Below are 13829 nucleotides of genomic sequence, written 5' to 3' on the forward strand. Positions count from 1 at the left end.
TTCAGTTTGCCTCGATCTTCACGTTGAGAAGGTCGGGCAGGGTTTGCGGTGCTGCCATGCTGCCGAGGATCTGAGCCAATGGCACCGGGTTCGGCGGTGTCAGCGTGATCTTCAGGTCTTTCGGGTCATTGAGGAATTTTGATGCCGCGTCGCTGACCATCTTCGTGAAGGCTTCGTTCTGGATCGGTGCGGTGGCTCCCGCTACCTGGGCGATCAGCGCCTGCTTCAGCGCCTCCTGCGGAATGCCCTGGGCTTCGGAGATGAACTTGAGGCCGTTCCCGGTCACCCCGGCATCGTTGAAGGTAATGGAGGCATCGACGAACTGGGCCGAGATTGCAGCAAGCTGGCCTTGCCCCTCCGGATCCTCGAACAGCGCCTTGGGGACGTTGGCAAAGCGGAGGGAGGCCTCAGCCCGGCCGACACCTTCAATGTCGATCATCAGGCGTTCCAGCCGCAGGTCCTGTGTTGCCTCGTCCCAGTAAAGACGCGCTTCGTCGGACCAGACGATCGTTTCCAGGCCTAGACCCTGGAACAGGGCCTGTGCCTGTGGATCCTGCACCGCCTTGACCGGAATGCGCAGGCCGTCGGTCTTGGAAAAAAGACTGGTCGGAATCGGCGGGACCGTGGTCGAAACGGTTGTTTCAAGCTTGCCGAGCGCGGTCTGGCCGATTTGCGGAATGTTGACCTCAAGGCCTTCGAGCTCATACCCGAGGGACCTCGGCATGAAGGCCCGGGCGACTTCCAGCGGGTTGTTTTCGCCGTAGGTCGGATCGGACATCAGCTTGCCGATGACCTCTTCCATTGGGGCATAGTCGGCAAACTCAATGTCGCCGATGGCGGCCCAGTCCAGTTTGGCGGAAACGCCTTCCGGCAAGTTGGGGGCATCCAGACCGACCAGCATCATTTCACCGATGCCGTTCGAACTGATGTCGGTCATTGCCATTTCCTTGATCTTGATCGCCGAATCAAGACCCGGGCCAAGCGGAAAGATCACGGACACGCCGCTGATACGCGCATCGGCAAAGCCGAAGGACCGGTAGAACTGGAACACATTGGTAATCAGTTCTTCCGGCCCCGGCGCCTGCTTGTTGAAGAGCTGATCCATGAGCTGCAGGACATTGTTGTCGCGTTTGACGACAGTCGCCTTGTCGAGCGTTGCCTTTTCGGCCGCGATCGTCAGGGCGACGCCCTCCGCGATTTCCTGGCTGGACTTGTAGTCGACAGCCGATCCCGACCCGATCAGGGTCTTTTCCTCGCCGGTTTCGGCAACGGCGGGATCGAAGAGATCGATCATGCTCTTGATGTCGATGTCGCTGTAGATGGTTTTGCCCTGGCTGGTTGTTTGGGCAAGCATCTGCCCCGACGCCGGTTCGAGCGTCCTGAGGTTCTGCGTCATCCGGTCGATCGAGTATTCCGCGATGCGCCCGTCCTGGGCACCGGACATCAGATAGCCATCCATCTGGATGGTGCCTGTAAGCACCGCGACCTCTTTGCCGTCCTCCGTCGCATAGGCCTCGATGGTCACGCCGGTGCTGTCTACCTTCACCTCATCGTAGGACGTCAGAAGCGTGGCCTTGACGAACGGGAGCCAGCTGCTGGCCCGTTTGGCCGGATCATCGGCCGGGATCTCTGGGATGACGAAGTCGTAATTGGTCGCTGAAATGCCGGACATGCGGCCGTCGACCTTGAGGCGGCCCTTGCTCTCTCTCGCGCCCTCGATCAGCAGCTGGGAATCGTCGGCATAGACCCAGCTCTCCGACGTGAAACTGTTGTTGTCATGCGTCAACCCGGTGATCGTGACCGACGGCGAGCTGAACGACAGCGAATAGGTGATGTCCTCCAGCTTGGACGGATCGATCGCGGTCGCCCCGTCGTTGCCCGTGACGTTGGTCTCCTCGACGGGAAAATCCTTGAGCACGCCGCTGAAGGTGAGTTTGCTGTCCGTCAGCGTCAGCGTATCGCTGCCCGCGTCGTAATCGACAGATCCGTTTTCAAACTCCAGCCCCAAGTTTTTCAAACCTTCGACATAGGCGTCGAACGCGGCCTTCCCCGTATCCTGTGCGAAGGCGGTCCCGGACACGAGGACAAGTGCGGTGCTGAAGGACAATAGCCTGGCACGTGTTTTGATCGGCGTTAAGGTCTCGGCGGAGGCGGCTTTAAAAATCAATGTTTTGGCTCCAAATCGGATCATCGGACTGAACCGTCGGAAGACGGTCGATTACGAAATAGGGGGCTGTCATTGGCCATACCATGACTATGACCCATTCTTTTGGTGACGTCGAATCGTGCTGCGTAAAAGTGCGGATCTAGAACGCCCATTCCTCGCGAACCTGGCTGTCGGTCTCAAGACCCTGCGCAAGATGTCTTCGCGCCGTCCACGCGTCTTCGGATGCAAGCTGCCGGAAGGCCCACACGGCCGCGCCCCGGACTGTCGGATCCGGATCGCCGAGAAGCGCCTCGACCTTGGCCAGAAGGTGGGACAGGCCGGAATTTCCGGCGGCAATCAGCACGTTGCGCAAGAAGCGGTTGCGGCCGATCCGCTTGATCGGAGATCCGGAAAAGAGTTTTCGGAAGGTGGTATCATCGAGATCGAGCAGGTCGGTGAGGTCCGGGTTGGTCAGGTCGTCACGCGCGCTGAGCTTGGCCTCGCTTGCCGCTTGCGCGAACTTGTTCCATGGGCAGGCGGCAAGGCAATCGTCGCAGCCATAGATCCGGTTTCCCATCGGCTTGCGGAACTCATGCGGGATGGGACCGTGATGTTCGATGGTCAGATACGAGATGCAGCGCCGGGCATCGAGCTGATAGGGCGCCGGAAAGGCATCTGTCGGGCAACTGTCGAGGCAGGCCCTGCATCTGCCGCAATGATCCTGTTCAGGAGCGCTTGGCGGCAGTTCCAGCGTCGTGAAGATCGACCCCAGAAAGAACCACGACCCCAGGTCGCGTGAAACCAGGTTTGTATGTTTCCCCTGCCAGCCGAGACCGGCAGCCTGGGCGAGCGGCTTTTCCATGACGGGCGCCGTGTCGACGAAAACCTTGACGTCGCCTCCGGCTCTCGAAACAAGGAACGAAGCCAGTTCCTTCAGCCGTCCCTTGATCACGTCGTGATAGTCGCGATGCCGTGCATAGACGGAGATCCCGGCTGATCCGGGATCCTCCAGATGCGCCAGCGGGTGGTTTTCCGGGGCATCATCGGGGCCGTAGTTCATGGCAAGCATGAGAACCGACCGCACCTCCGGCCACAGGGCTAGGGGAGACGTGCGGCGGCTCTCCGTCTCCTGCATCCAGTCCATCGTTCCGTGATATCCGTGCTCCAGGAACGCGCGCAGCTGCCCGCCCGCCGCGGGGATGCTGTCGGCGGCCGTCACCCGCAATCCCGCAAAGCCGAGGCTTTCGGCTTTTTGTTCAAGTGCGGTCAGCAGTTTTCTGGTCTTTTTGTCCAAGGGTGTCGGCAGCACGTGTTGGGACCGGTTTGAAGACAGGAAACGCCTGGCCCTTAGCGCGTGCCCATTGTTGCAGGCAAGTTCTAGAAATCAAGGTCCGCGTAAGACGCGGCCGGGGGCATGCCCAGCACCTTCTCTCCGAGGAGGGGGCGCATGCACGGGCGCGATTTCACCCGGGCGTACCAGCTTTTGACGTCCGTTTCATTGCTCCAGGGGACTTCCCCCAGATAGTCGGCACAGGACAGGCCTGCCGCGAGCGCGAAATCCGCAAAGGACAGCCGGTCGCCTGCCAGCCAGCGGCGGGAGGCGACCAGGTAACCGAAATACTTCAGATGATGGTGGATGTTGGCCCGGGCAACGCGCAGCGCCGCGGAATCCGGTTCGCCGCCCCCGGCCGACTTGGGCATGATCTGCTTGTAGATACGCTCGCGCACCAGGTGTCCGACGACTTCCTGGTCGAATTTCACCAGGCTCCACTCGACGAGACGCCGCGTTTCGGCGCGCGCTTCGGGATGGTCCGGCATCAGCCGCCGGTCGGTGAGCGCATAGCCGCGCGTCTCGTCGAGATATTCCATGATGGGCCCCGGGCCGCAGATGGCCGGACCGTCATTTTCCACGAGCACCGGAACGGTTCCTGCGGCATTGAGCACCAGAAGCTCCTGCGGCCGGTCCCACGGCTCGACGTGACGTTCCTCGAAGGCGGCGCCGTATTCGCTCAGGACAAGGCGAATGAATCGGGACGACGGCGAGAAAGGGTGATGGTAAAGCGTGAGCATGAAAGGGTTTAGAGCCCGAACTGTGGCAAGACTAAGAATTCTTGAACCAGTTTGCCTCACATATGGTTATCAAGGGTTTGACGTGGGGAAATTGGTCCTGCAAATAGGCAGCCGCCGCGCAAACGACGAGACGCGAATGATTGCCGGTTCGGTTCAAAAATCATCACGCCTGCTGGAGAAAAACATCCAATGGACGGCCAAACGATTGTAAATGCGCTTATTTTGGGAATTGTCGAAGGACTGACGGAATTCATACCCGTATCGTCAACAGGACACCTGCTCCTGCTTGGTCACTTTCTCGGATTTGAAAGCACCGGCAAGACATTCGAGGTGCTGATCCAGCTGGGCGCGATCCTGGCGATTCTCTCTGTCTATTTCGCCAGGTTGTGGACCCTGGCGATCTCGCTGCCGAGCGATCCGGCCAGCCGCCGGTTTGTGGCCGGCATTCTGATCGCCTTCCTTCCGGCTGCCGTGATCGGTGTCATGCTGCACAGTTTCATCAAGGAGGTGCTGTTCGAGACGCCGGCGCTCATTTGCACCACCTTGCTGGTGGGCGGTGTCATCCTGCTCTGGATCGACCGGTTGCCGCTGAAACCGCGCTACACCAACGTGATGGACTATCCCCTGTCGCTGTGCCTGAAGATTGGCTTCTGCCAGTGCCTCGCAATGGTGCCCGGTGTCTCCCGGTCCGGCGCGACGATCGCCGGGGCTTTGCTGATGGGAACCGACAAGCGCTCGGCCGCCGAGTTTTCGTTCTTCCTGGCCATGCCGACCATGGCCGGCGCGTTTGCCTATGATCTCTACAAGAACCGCAATGTCCTGTCCGCCGACGATGCCATGCTCATCACCATCGGTTTCGTGGCGTCGTTCATCTCCGGCGTCTTCGTGGTGAAGGGCCTGCTGGATTTCGTCTCCCGGCACGGCTTCGCGCCATTTGCCTGGTGGCGCATCTTCGTCGGCCTTGCCGGTTTCGCCGGTCTTTATTTCCTCGGATGACTATCCGGCGGCCGTGTCATGGCCGTAAAGCGCTGTCAGCGCGGCAAGCTCGGCGGCGAATTCCGCGCGCAGGCTGTCCGGTGACAGCAATTCGGCCCCCGGCCCGAGCCACCTGACAAGCGGCAGAATTCGGGCCCGGTCGGTGCTGGGGATGCTCAGCAGGATCCTGCCGTCCCCGGCTGGCGTGAACACCGCGTGCCGGTAGTACCAGTCCGCACTCAGTTTCTTCGCCTGCTGCGCGGTGATCAGGATCTTGGCGATTTCCTCCTCCTGCTCCCACCTGCGCATGGCCTGTGAAAGCCAGGCGCCGCCCAGCAGTGTCTTGATGGAAAACGACTTGTCGGGCCGGAAGAACATGCCGCTGATCTCAAGGCCGCGCACACGGTCGGCCCTGTAGACCTTCACCGTCTGCGTGTCGACGCAGCGCCCGGCGAGATACCACAGATCCCGGTCGAACATGACACCGTAGGGTTCGACATCATGCGCCTTGGCGGTGTTGCGCGACGGGTTGACGTGGTCGAACCGCACGCGCTTGCCGTCCAGGATCCCGGCCATGAAACCGTCCAGCGCCCGCTGCCAGTCTTCCGTCGGCTCGGCCTTCGTTCCGGCATGAAAGATGTCCGGCGGAATCGGTTCGATGCCGACGATCTTGTCCGCCTCTTTGAGCAGGCCGTGGACCGTTTTCGGAAGCGTTGCCAGCAGTTTCTTTTCCGCAGACGCCAGATCGTTTGCCAGCGGCACGGTACGGCTGCTGCGCACCAGCGCCATGGCGGCAAGGAGTGCGGCCGTCTCGTCGCGCGACAGCGCGACGGGCGGCTGAAGGTAGCCGCTGGCGAGCCGGTACCCGCCTTCCGCGCCGCGTTCCGCATCGATGGGAACGCCGAGTGCGATCAGCCTGTCAATGTCCCTGTAGATGGTTCTGAGGGACACCTGGAAGCGTTCGGCGAGCACGGTCGCCGGGACGAGTTTGCCGCCGGTCAGCAGCAGCAGGATGCCGAGCGCGCGTTCAATCGGGTTCATGAAAAGGGACCTTGGACGGTTGTTTCGAAAAAAATCATATCCCGGGAACAGAACGAGATCAAACCTGACTCACAGCTGTCAGGATTGACCTGCCATCTTGGTGTTGTCGCTGCAAAACGGCGGTGATGATCCCCGAGGAGTTGAGAGATGAGCTATGAAATTGACACCGTTTTCCGCAGCCGTGCGCACAGCCGCAGCATTGTGTTCACCGTTCTTCGTGTATGTGCCGACGAGCTCCGCCGGTATTTTCGCCGCCGGACAACTGCCCGTGCCCTTTCTCATCTGAATGAGCAGGAGTTGAAGGACATTGGCCTCAGGCGCACCGAACGCGGATACAGCGAACTGCACCAGGACCGCTACGGCGCACACTTCTGGAAATAAGACCGGCCGGCGGCTGGCTTGAAACAGTCAGCCGCCGGTCTTCCGCAGGAGGGCCTTCACCTCCGGTTTGTTCCACAACAGGAACATCACCACCAGAGCGGTCAGGGCGCACGCGATCACGATGTAGAACGGCAGGTCGAGATTGATCCCGATCAGCTCGCCGCCGATCAGCGACATGGCGCCGGCATTGAAGGTGAAGACCGCGATCGTCATGCCCATCACCCATCCCTGTTCTTCCGGACCGACAGATGCCGAGAAGATCGACAACAATGTCGGGTAGGCAATGCCGAAAATGAAGAAGAAGCAGAAGATCGGCACATAGGTCAGCGGGCCGTCCGGTGACAGGATGAACAGGCACGTCGCCAGGATCCAGACGATGAAATTCACCGCGAGGATGCGCTCCTTGGTGAACCTCTTCTGCACGGGCACGACGAAGAATGTGCTCGAAATCGCGATGGCCGCGCCGATGGTCATCATCGCGAAGCTGCTGCCAAGAACGCCGTAGCCGAACCGGCTGGTCAGGTAGTTGTCGACGAAGACGTAGAACGTCACGTTTGCCAGGTGAAAGAAAAACAGCACGATCGTCAGCCGGATGACGAGCGGAAAGTCCTTGATCCGCCAGAGCGTCTCGATGATTTCCGCCGGGCGCAGCGCGAAGTTCTCCCGCTCTGCCGGATCCTCCTTGTAGAAGAAGACAACCAGAAAGACGGCGATCGCGACAAGGACGAGGCTGGCAAAGAAGGGCAGCTTTATGCTGGCGATGCTGCCGATCAGGATCGGGTCGGACAGGAACCCGCCGATCAGCGGCCCGCCGACGAGGCCGAAACTGATGCCGAGCATGATGTAACCCATGTTTCTCGACAGGTCCTCGTCATCGGTGCTGCCGTCCACCATGGCGGCCTGGGCGATCGGCTGGTTGCCGGCGGTCAGCCCGGTAATCGCGCGCCCGAGAATGAGCAGAAGGAAGCTGTTGGCGTAAAGTGCGATAATGGTCAGCGCATAGCCGGCGAACGCACCGAACAGGCAGATCAGGATGGCATTCTTGCGCCCGATCTGGTCCGACAGTTTCGAGATATAGGGTGCGCCGAAGAACCAGCAGATGAAAAAGATGCCGATGATGAGCCCGTAGTTGAAATGGCGGGCCGCGGTCGACGTGTCCTTTGCCAGGATCGACGTGCTCGGTTCCATGATCAGGCCGTTGATGATCGGGAACACCAGCCCCTGACCCAGAAGGTCGACAAAAACGACAAAAACCATGGTTATCTTGGCAATGGGTGACATGGGCCCCTCCTGTCGGGAGAAAGCCTAGAACCATTTTCAACAAAACTGAAGCGTTCAGGAGAATCGGCCCTGGCGCGTTCCCGCAGAAGCCTGCGCTGCTTTTGGCCATATCACCGCTTCCGGAGGCGGCCGGACCAGCGGAATGACAAGTTCATTGTCCGCGGTCCGCCTCGCGAGATTCAAGTCGGCCTAAACAGGATAGCAGCGCACTTGATCTGGCAATCCATGCTGCGGCGCCGGTGGACGTTTGAGCTCGGAAAGACGGGTGGTGGCGCGAAAACGTTCTTGCCGCGGCTGTCACCTCTCCCGCCGGGAGAGGTCGGCCTGAAAGGCCGGGTGAGGGGACAGGTGTTGCCTTATCTTTCAAATACATACCCCTGCTCCGACTGGGAAAGGGAAAAACGCCGCAAGGTGTCGCTGCTTGAACAGGGGCGCTCGCGACCGCGCCGATGCGCGTCCTCAGGGTGAAGGTATCGAAGCTCTGTCCGGGCCGTGTTGGCGGTGTGGCATTTACTTGGCCATCCAAGGAGTGTCATCCCGGTTTGCCGTGCAAGCGGCAAGACCGGGACCCAGTATCCCGTGTGGCCGGCGATCAAAAAGCCAGTGAGGCAGGTGTCTACTGTTTTCGGGCTTTCGGCTGCGCCGTGCTTGTCTTTTGCGATCACCCGAGCTGCGTCGCAGCTCAGACCGTAACCAAGGCTGCGTCGTAGCTCAGACCGTTACCCGTGCGGCGTCGCAATTCAGACGGGCCTGTGCGCGTCGTATTGCCCGTGTTGCCGGAAGCGTTCCAGGTATGTCGGCAGGATGCTGGCCAGCGTGGCGGGCTTGATGCCGATCCCTTCCAGCGTGCGCCCGTCCTTTATCGCGGCCTCGGAGACCACGTTGTCCGTCTTCAGGAGTTCCACCTGATCGGCCGTGAGCGGCGCGCCGGGAAGGAGCTGCATGACCTTGCCCATCGCGGAGGCGACCGGAAACGGGATCGGCAGCAGGAAACGCGACCTGCGCGTGATCTCCAGCATCTCTTCCAGGCAGTCGCGGAAGCTCTTGTGCTCCGGTCCGCCGAGTTCGTAGGTCGCGCCCGGTGTCAGTTCACCGTCGACGGACCTTGCGACGGCCTCGGCGACATCGCAGACATAGACCGGCTGGAACCTGGTCTCACCGCCGCCGATCAGCGGCAGGGCCGGCGCAAAGCGTGCCATCTCGGCGAACTGGTTGAAGAAATCGTCTTCCGGCCCGAACACGATCGACGGGCGCAGGATGACGCTGTCCGGCAGGGTCTCCAGGACACCGGCTTCACCGGCGGCCTTGGTGCGCGCGTATTGGGACGTGCTGTCCGCGTCGGCACCGATGGCGGAGATATGCGTGATCGCGGAAAGCCCGGCGCCGCGGGCGGCCTCGGCGATTGCGCGTGGTCCGAAGGCCTGAACGGCATCGAAGGTCTGGTTGCCGGTCGGGGCAAGAATGCCGACCGCGTTGATGACGGCGTCCGAGCCGATCACGGCGCGGTCGATCGACCAGCGGTAGCGCAGGTTCGCCTGCACCGCCATGATCTGTCCGGGCGCACCGAGCGGCTGCAGGTGCGTCGCCAGGTCCGGCCGCCGGACGGCGGCCCGGATCCGGTAGCCGCGCCGCGCCAGCGACTGCACGATATGCCGGCCGAGAAAGCCCGACCCGCCGAAGATTGTGACGAGTTTGCCGTTGAGAGGTGTGGACATCTGGAAATGCCTTTTTTCGCGTCCGAACAGAAGGGGCCGAAGCGCCAGCGCCGCGCCCGTCAGCTTGTTTCTTAGACCTTTGTGAGCCGGGTGTGAAGGGCTGCCTGCGTTTGATCAAAAAAAGTCGCACCTTGCGATTGACAAGGGCCAGCCCGCCGCTTACAAGCCCCCCTCACAGCCCAGGTGGCGGAACTGGTAGACGCGCTAGCTTCAGGTGCTAGTGCCCTTACGGGCGTGGAGGTTCGAGTCCTCTCCTGGGCACCAAATTCCGATTTCAGACAGTCCGATACGGTCTGATATCCTCCAAAAAAGCTCCGGTTTTCCGGGGTTTTTTTCGTTTCATGTGTCCGGTGTCGTCCAACGGCGTTTGTTGGTATCCAGCGCATTTGTTGGTATATTTGTTGGCAGTTTTCCTCGAACGAGCCGCAATTGTTGGTACTTGAAGCCGCGATTGTTGGTATGGGGTGCCAGAAATGCCTTTGACTGACCGGCAAATCCGCAGTTTCAAAACGCCTGAGAAACCCAAAAAGATTAGTGATGGCGGAGGCTTGCATCTGTTGCTGACGCCGGGCGGCTCGCGGCTCTGGCGGTTATCCTACAGGTTTGCGGGCAGTCAGAAGACGTTGGCATTGGGAGCCTATCCTCATGTGACCTTGGCCTTAGCGCGTCAAAGACGCGATCTGGCGAAAGGTCAGCTTGCTACTGGTATCGATCCTTCCCACCAACAGAAGGTGGAAAAAGCCGAAGCGAAAGTTGCTCATGGCAACACCTTCGGAGCGATTGCCGACGAGCTTCTGAAAAAGGAAACCCGCGAAGGTAGGGCCAAGACGACGCTCGACAAGAAACAGTGGGTACTCAGCCTGGCACGACCGGCCCTCGAGCGTCGCCCCATAAAAGCAATAACCGCACCAGAAATTCTCGCCGTTTTGCGTAAGGTCGAAGCACAGGGGAATTACGAAACGGCAAGAAGGTTAAGGGCAACGATCGGGCAGGTGTTCCGGTTTGCCATTGCCACGACTCGCGCGGAAAATGATCCGACGTTTAGCCTGAGGGGTGCTCTGACGGCTCCACAGGTAACGCACCGAGCCGCGATTACAGACTGGCAGCACCTTGCGGGTCTTGTTCGCTGCATCTGGGAATACGAGGGCTCCTACGAGACCCGGGCCGCGCTCAAGCTAATGGCCCTTCTCTATCCGAGGCCCGGGGAACTCAGACAAGCCGAATGGTCCGAATTCAATCTTGAAGAGGCCACGTGGACAATTCCGGCACAGCGAACAAAAATGCGCAGGGAGCACAAGAAGCCTCTTCCAGGCGCTGCAGTCGAAATTCTACAGGACTTGCAGCAGTTGACCGGACACCGGCCACTCGTCTTCCCGTCCGTTTCATCCCCGAAGCGCCCGATAAGCGAGAACACCCTCAACGCCGCCCTGAGGCGAATGGGCTTTACCAAGGAAGAAATGACCTCTCATGGCTTCCGGGCAACGGCCTCGACGCTGCTCAATGAAAGTGGCGAGTGGAACCCGGATGCGATCGAGGCAGAGCTTGGACATGTCGGGGCTGACGAAGTGCGCCGCGCATATCACCGCGCGGAATATTGGGAAGATCGTGTAAAGATGGGGGAATGGTGGGCCGACAGCATTCAAGGCCTTATCAGTTGAATTGGGCTTAGCCGAAATGGAGCGAAGACATGGAGTTGAATGTTTTCTATTGGGCGCGAAAGTCATATTGGACGCTTGAGGAAGCTGCGCAGCTTTGTTTTGGATTCGAGCCTTTACCGGTTCCTGAGTATGAAGAGACCATCTACTCGGCTGAATTGCCGCACGGTGTGGCGCCAGAAGTTGAATGCATTTATGAACTCATTGATCGTGCCCATGCCATAGGTGATCTCCACTGCGCCATGATCAACTCGGCAATAGTCGTGAAGCCATTCTTGCTGCTTGAATGGTGCTACAAAAATGACCTCGTTTTCGACGAAGATTTAGAAAGCGAAGTTTTGGCATTGAGCCGAAAAAACAATGACAAATTGCCCATATCTGAACAACGCGAAATCGAAGTTGAGCCTAGTGAGCAAGCTCGAGCGAAAAGCCGTTCGAGGACTCCTGAAAATGACGATAAGGCGCGTGGCAGGCCAGGGCAATATGACTGGGACCTGTTCCACGCAGAGATCATTCGAATCGCCAACACGCCAGATGGATTGCCAGATAAGCGAGCAGACCTAGTCAGAGCAATGCTTCTCTGGTTCAGTGAGCGTTTTGGAAAGGAACCCTCAGAAAGTGCGGTCAAGAAAAAAATAATTCGAATTTACAGTCACTTGGAAGAGGTGAAAAAATCAAAAAATTGAGTTTTTCACCCTTTCTGACTTATTCTCCTTTCAGGACCTGACAGTTGGTAACCGTCACTAATGGACGGAGACACATCATGTCAGACCAAATCGAACTTCCCCAGACCGGCTTCCTCCGGTTGAAATCCATCATCGCTCCCAACGGCCCCATCCCCGTCAGCAAGTCCACGTGGTGGGCGGGTGTCAAAGATGGTCGGTTTCCCAAGCCGGTCAAACTTGGCGCACGGATTACCGTTTGGCGCGTGGAAGATATCCGCGCACTTTTGGAAAACGGAGCCGCCTGAGATGGCCGGCAAGCGTTCGAGCGGGCACCGCATCAAGAGCCATCGCAGCTACACTGTCGATGAAGCCGCTCGGGCACTCAAGCTTTGTAAAGGCACTATCAGAAGATACTTGAAAGATGGGCTTCCTTGCCTGGACGACCAACGTCCGATTCTGATCCTTGGTCAGGATCTGAAGGGTTTCCTGGTCTCAAGGCGCAAACCCAAGCAGATCTGCAAAATTGATCAGTGCTTTTGCATGTCCTGCAAAACGCCGCGCAAGGCCGCCTTTAGCGAGGTGGAGTTTCGTCCCACCAAGGCAGGGCGTGGCAACATTCGGGCGCTCTGCGAGGTCTGTTCTACGGTGATGCACAAGGCCGTGTCAGCAGATGGATTACGGGCTCTTAGGGCCATTTTGACCGTGACGGATGTGCAGGCGGAAACACGCCTAGATGATGGCAACTCTTCCTGCACAAATGATCACTTCAAAAAGGAGCCTGAAACCCATGCGTAAGCATCATCCGAAAAACGAGCGGATCAAGCGCCAGTACCTTGCCTATCTGGAGGAGGCAAAGCGAATGTCTGAAAAGACCACGGACCAAGTTGCAGCGGCCATCGCCATGTTCGAGGCATCGTCAGGCTACAAGGACTTTGTGCTCTTCCGGATCGAGCAGGCGCGCAAATTCAAGCGTGACATGACCGACTACGTCAATCCGGAGACCGGAAAACCTCTGGCAAAGGCAACCATGCGGTCGCGCCTCAATCACGTGAAAGCGTTTTTCCAATGGCTATCGAGAGAGCCCGGCTACAGGTCCAAGCTTCGGTATTCGGACGCCGACTACTTCAATCTGTCGGCCAACGATACGCGCATAGCCACGGCAAAGCGCGAACAACCCGTGCCCAGCGCCGAGCAGATCCGATACGTCCTCAAGTCCATGAAAGCGGCGACCGACATCGAAAAACGCGACCGCGCCCTGATCGCTTTCACCTTTCTAACCGGCATCCGCGATGACGCGATGGCGTCGCTGTCGATCAAACATGTCGACTTGGAAAGACGGCAAGTTTTCCAGGACGCCCGTGACGTTCGCACGAAGAACCGCAAGACCATTACCACTTGGTTTTTTCCCATCGGCGCTGATGTTGAGGAGGTCGTGCGAGAGTGGATCGAATATCTCACATCTGAAAAACTTTTTGGTCCGGATGATCCGCTGTTTCCTTCTACGCATGTGACCAAAGGTCAGGATGGTCTTTTCGGTGCAAGAAGACTGCTCCGATCGAATTGGTCCAACGCCGGGCCGATTCGCAGGATTTTCAAGCAAGCCTTCGAAAGTGCGGACTTGCCTTACTTCAATCCGCATAGTTTCCGCAAAACCCTGGCCCAGATCGGCGAGCGCACCTGTAGGACACCGGAAGAGTTCAAGGCCTGGAGCCAGAATCTGGGTCACGAGAATGTCCTCACGACGTTCACGAGCTATGGGGCTGTTTCCACTCATCGGCAGGCGGAGATATTGGGGTCGCTTGGACAAGGTCCGGATAGTTCTGATCTCACTGAGGAAGGAGCTCCCGACAGCGCAACTATTCAGTTTGTGTTGGAGCACTTGAGAAAGCAGATCTGAGGC

The 13829-nt window shown here is 59.0% G+C and carries 13 protein-coding genes and 1 tRNA gene; 8 read left to right on the forward strand and 6 right to left on the reverse strand.

Annotated elements, in window-relative coordinates; translation table 11 throughout:
• Position 1 precedes the first annotated feature (1 nt).
• The 3 genes from ACO07N_RS12000 to ACO07N_RS12010 all read right to left on the reverse strand — a co-directional run bounded on the left by ACO07N_RS12000 (position 2) and on the right by ACO07N_RS12010 (position 4216).
• A complete protein-coding gene (locus ACO07N_RS12000) occupies positions 2-2107 on the reverse strand; it encodes a hypothetical protein (protein ID WP_421981237.1) in 2106 nt (701 codons plus the stop codon).
• A gap of 199 nt (positions 2108-2306) precedes the next feature.
• Positions 2307-3440, reverse strand: a complete 1134-nt coding sequence (gene queG, locus ACO07N_RS12005; RefSeq protein WP_421981238.1) for a tRNA epoxyqueuosine(34) reductase QueG — start codon at positions 3438-3440, stop codon at positions 2307-2309.
• A gap of 83 nt (positions 3441-3523) precedes the next feature.
• Positions 3524-4216, reverse strand: coding sequence for a glutathione S-transferase family protein (locus ACO07N_RS12010; protein ID WP_319385635.1), 693 nt, complete (start codon positions 4214-4216; stop codon positions 3524-3526).
• 189 nt (positions 4217-4405) lie between these two features.
• On the opposite strand from ACO07N_RS12010, the gene ACO07N_RS12015 reads away from it, so the two are divergent.
• A complete protein-coding gene (locus ACO07N_RS12015) occupies positions 4406-5212 on the forward strand; it encodes an undecaprenyl-diphosphate phosphatase (RefSeq protein ID WP_421981239.1) in 807 nt (268 codons plus the stop codon).
• Here the strand turns inward: ACO07N_RS12015 and ACO07N_RS12020 are convergent, their stop codons facing one another.
• A complete protein-coding gene (locus tag ACO07N_RS12020) occupies positions 5213-6232 on the reverse strand; it encodes a helix-turn-helix transcriptional regulator (RefSeq protein ID WP_421981240.1) in 1020 nt (339 codons plus the stop codon). It lies immediately after the preceding gene.
• Positions 6233-6379: 147 nt separating this feature from the next.
• Here ACO07N_RS12020 and ACO07N_RS12025 point away from each other — a divergent pair, with 147 nt between their 5' ends.
• Positions 6380-6613, forward strand: a complete 234-nt coding sequence (locus ACO07N_RS12025; RefSeq protein WP_421981241.1) for a DUF1127 domain-containing protein — start codon at positions 6380-6382, stop codon at positions 6611-6613.
• A gap of 27 nt (positions 6614-6640) precedes the next feature.
• Here the strand turns inward: ACO07N_RS12025 and ACO07N_RS12030 are convergent, their stop codons facing one another.
• Positions 6641-7894 (reverse strand): MFS transporter, encoded by a 1254-nt coding sequence (locus ACO07N_RS12030; RefSeq protein WP_421981242.1) that lies wholly within the window; start codon positions 7892-7894, stop codon positions 6641-6643.
• Between the two features lie 740 nt (positions 7895-8634).
• Positions 8635-9609, reverse strand: a complete 975-nt coding sequence (locus ACO07N_RS12035; protein ID WP_421981243.1) for a complex I NDUFA9 subunit family protein — start codon at positions 9607-9609, stop codon at positions 8635-8637.
• A 177-nt stretch (positions 9610-9786) separates the two neighbouring features.
• On the opposite strand from ACO07N_RS12035, the gene ACO07N_RS12040 reads away from it, so the two are divergent.
• The 6 genes from ACO07N_RS12040 (at position 9787) to ACO07N_RS12065 (ending at position 13826) form a co-directional block, all read left to right on the forward strand.
• Positions 9787-9873 (forward strand) — tRNA-Leu (locus ACO07N_RS12040).
• Positions 9874-10082: 209 nt separating this feature from the next.
• A complete protein-coding gene (locus ACO07N_RS12045) occupies positions 10083-11267 on the forward strand; it encodes a tyrosine-type recombinase/integrase (RefSeq protein WP_421981244.1) in 1185 nt (394 codons plus the stop codon).
• 29 nt (positions 11268-11296) lie between these two features.
• Positions 11297-11950 (forward strand): hypothetical protein, encoded by a 654-nt coding sequence (locus ACO07N_RS12050; protein WP_421981245.1) that lies wholly within the window; start codon positions 11297-11299, stop codon positions 11948-11950.
• Positions 11951-12027: 77 nt separating this feature from the next.
• A complete protein-coding gene (locus tag ACO07N_RS12055) occupies positions 12028-12234 on the forward strand; it encodes a helix-turn-helix transcriptional regulator (RefSeq protein WP_421981246.1) in 207 nt (68 codons plus the stop codon).
• Between the two features lies 1 nt (position 12235).
• Positions 12236-12724, forward strand: a complete 489-nt coding sequence (locus ACO07N_RS12060) for a helix-turn-helix domain-containing protein (RefSeq protein WP_421981247.1) — start codon at positions 12236-12238, stop codon at positions 12722-12724.
• A complete protein-coding gene (locus ACO07N_RS12065) occupies positions 12717-13826 on the forward strand; it encodes a tyrosine-type recombinase/integrase (protein WP_421981248.1) in 1110 nt (369 codons plus the stop codon). Before ACO07N_RS12060 ends, ACO07N_RS12065 begins: the two co-directional genes overlap by 8 nt.
• Positions 13827-13829 lie beyond the last annotated feature (3 nt).

The sequence above is a fragment of the Roseibium sp. genome (assembly GCF_965229775.1).
Classification (GTDB): Bacteria; Pseudomonadota; Alphaproteobacteria; order Rhizobiales; family Stappiaceae; genus Roseibium.

Coding starts and splice junctions, on each gene's coding strand:
- ACO07N_RS12010 (WP_319385635.1), bottom strand. CDS start 4,216: ATGCTCACGCTTTACCATCACCCTTTCTCGCCGTCGTCCCGATTCATT.
- ACO07N_RS12015 (WP_421981239.1), top strand. CDS start 4,406: ATGGACGGCCAAACGATTGTAAATGCGCTTATTTTGGGAATTGTCGAA.
- ACO07N_RS12020 (WP_421981240.1), bottom strand. CDS start 6,232: ATGAACCCGATTGAACGCGCGCTCGGCATCCTGCTGCTGCTGACCGGC.
- ACO07N_RS12025 (WP_421981241.1), top strand. CDS start 6,380: ATGAGCTATGAAATTGACACCGTTTTCCGCAGCCGTGCGCACAGCCGC.
- ACO07N_RS12030 (WP_421981242.1), bottom strand. CDS start 7,894: ATGTCACCCATTGCCAAGATAACCATGGTTTTTGTCGTTTTTGTCGAC.
- ACO07N_RS12035 (WP_421981243.1), bottom strand. CDS start 9,609: ATGTCCACACCTCTCAACGGCAAACTCGTCACAATCTTCGGCGGGTCG.
- ACO07N_RS12045 (WP_421981244.1), top strand. CDS start 10,083: ATGCCTTTGACTGACCGGCAAATCCGCAGTTTCAAAACGCCTGAGAAA.
- ACO07N_RS12050 (WP_421981245.1), top strand. CDS start 11,297: ATGGAGTTGAATGTTTTCTATTGGGCGCGAAAGTCATATTGGACGCTT.
- ACO07N_RS12055 (WP_421981246.1), top strand. CDS start 12,028: ATGTCAGACCAAATCGAACTTCCCCAGACCGGCTTCCTCCGGTTGAAA.
- ACO07N_RS12060 (WP_421981247.1), top strand. CDS start 12,236: ATGGCCGGCAAGCGTTCGAGCGGGCACCGCATCAAGAGCCATCGCAGC.
- ACO07N_RS12065 (WP_421981248.1), top strand. CDS start 12,717: ATGCGTAAGCATCATCCGAAAAACGAGCGGATCAAGCGCCAGTACCTT.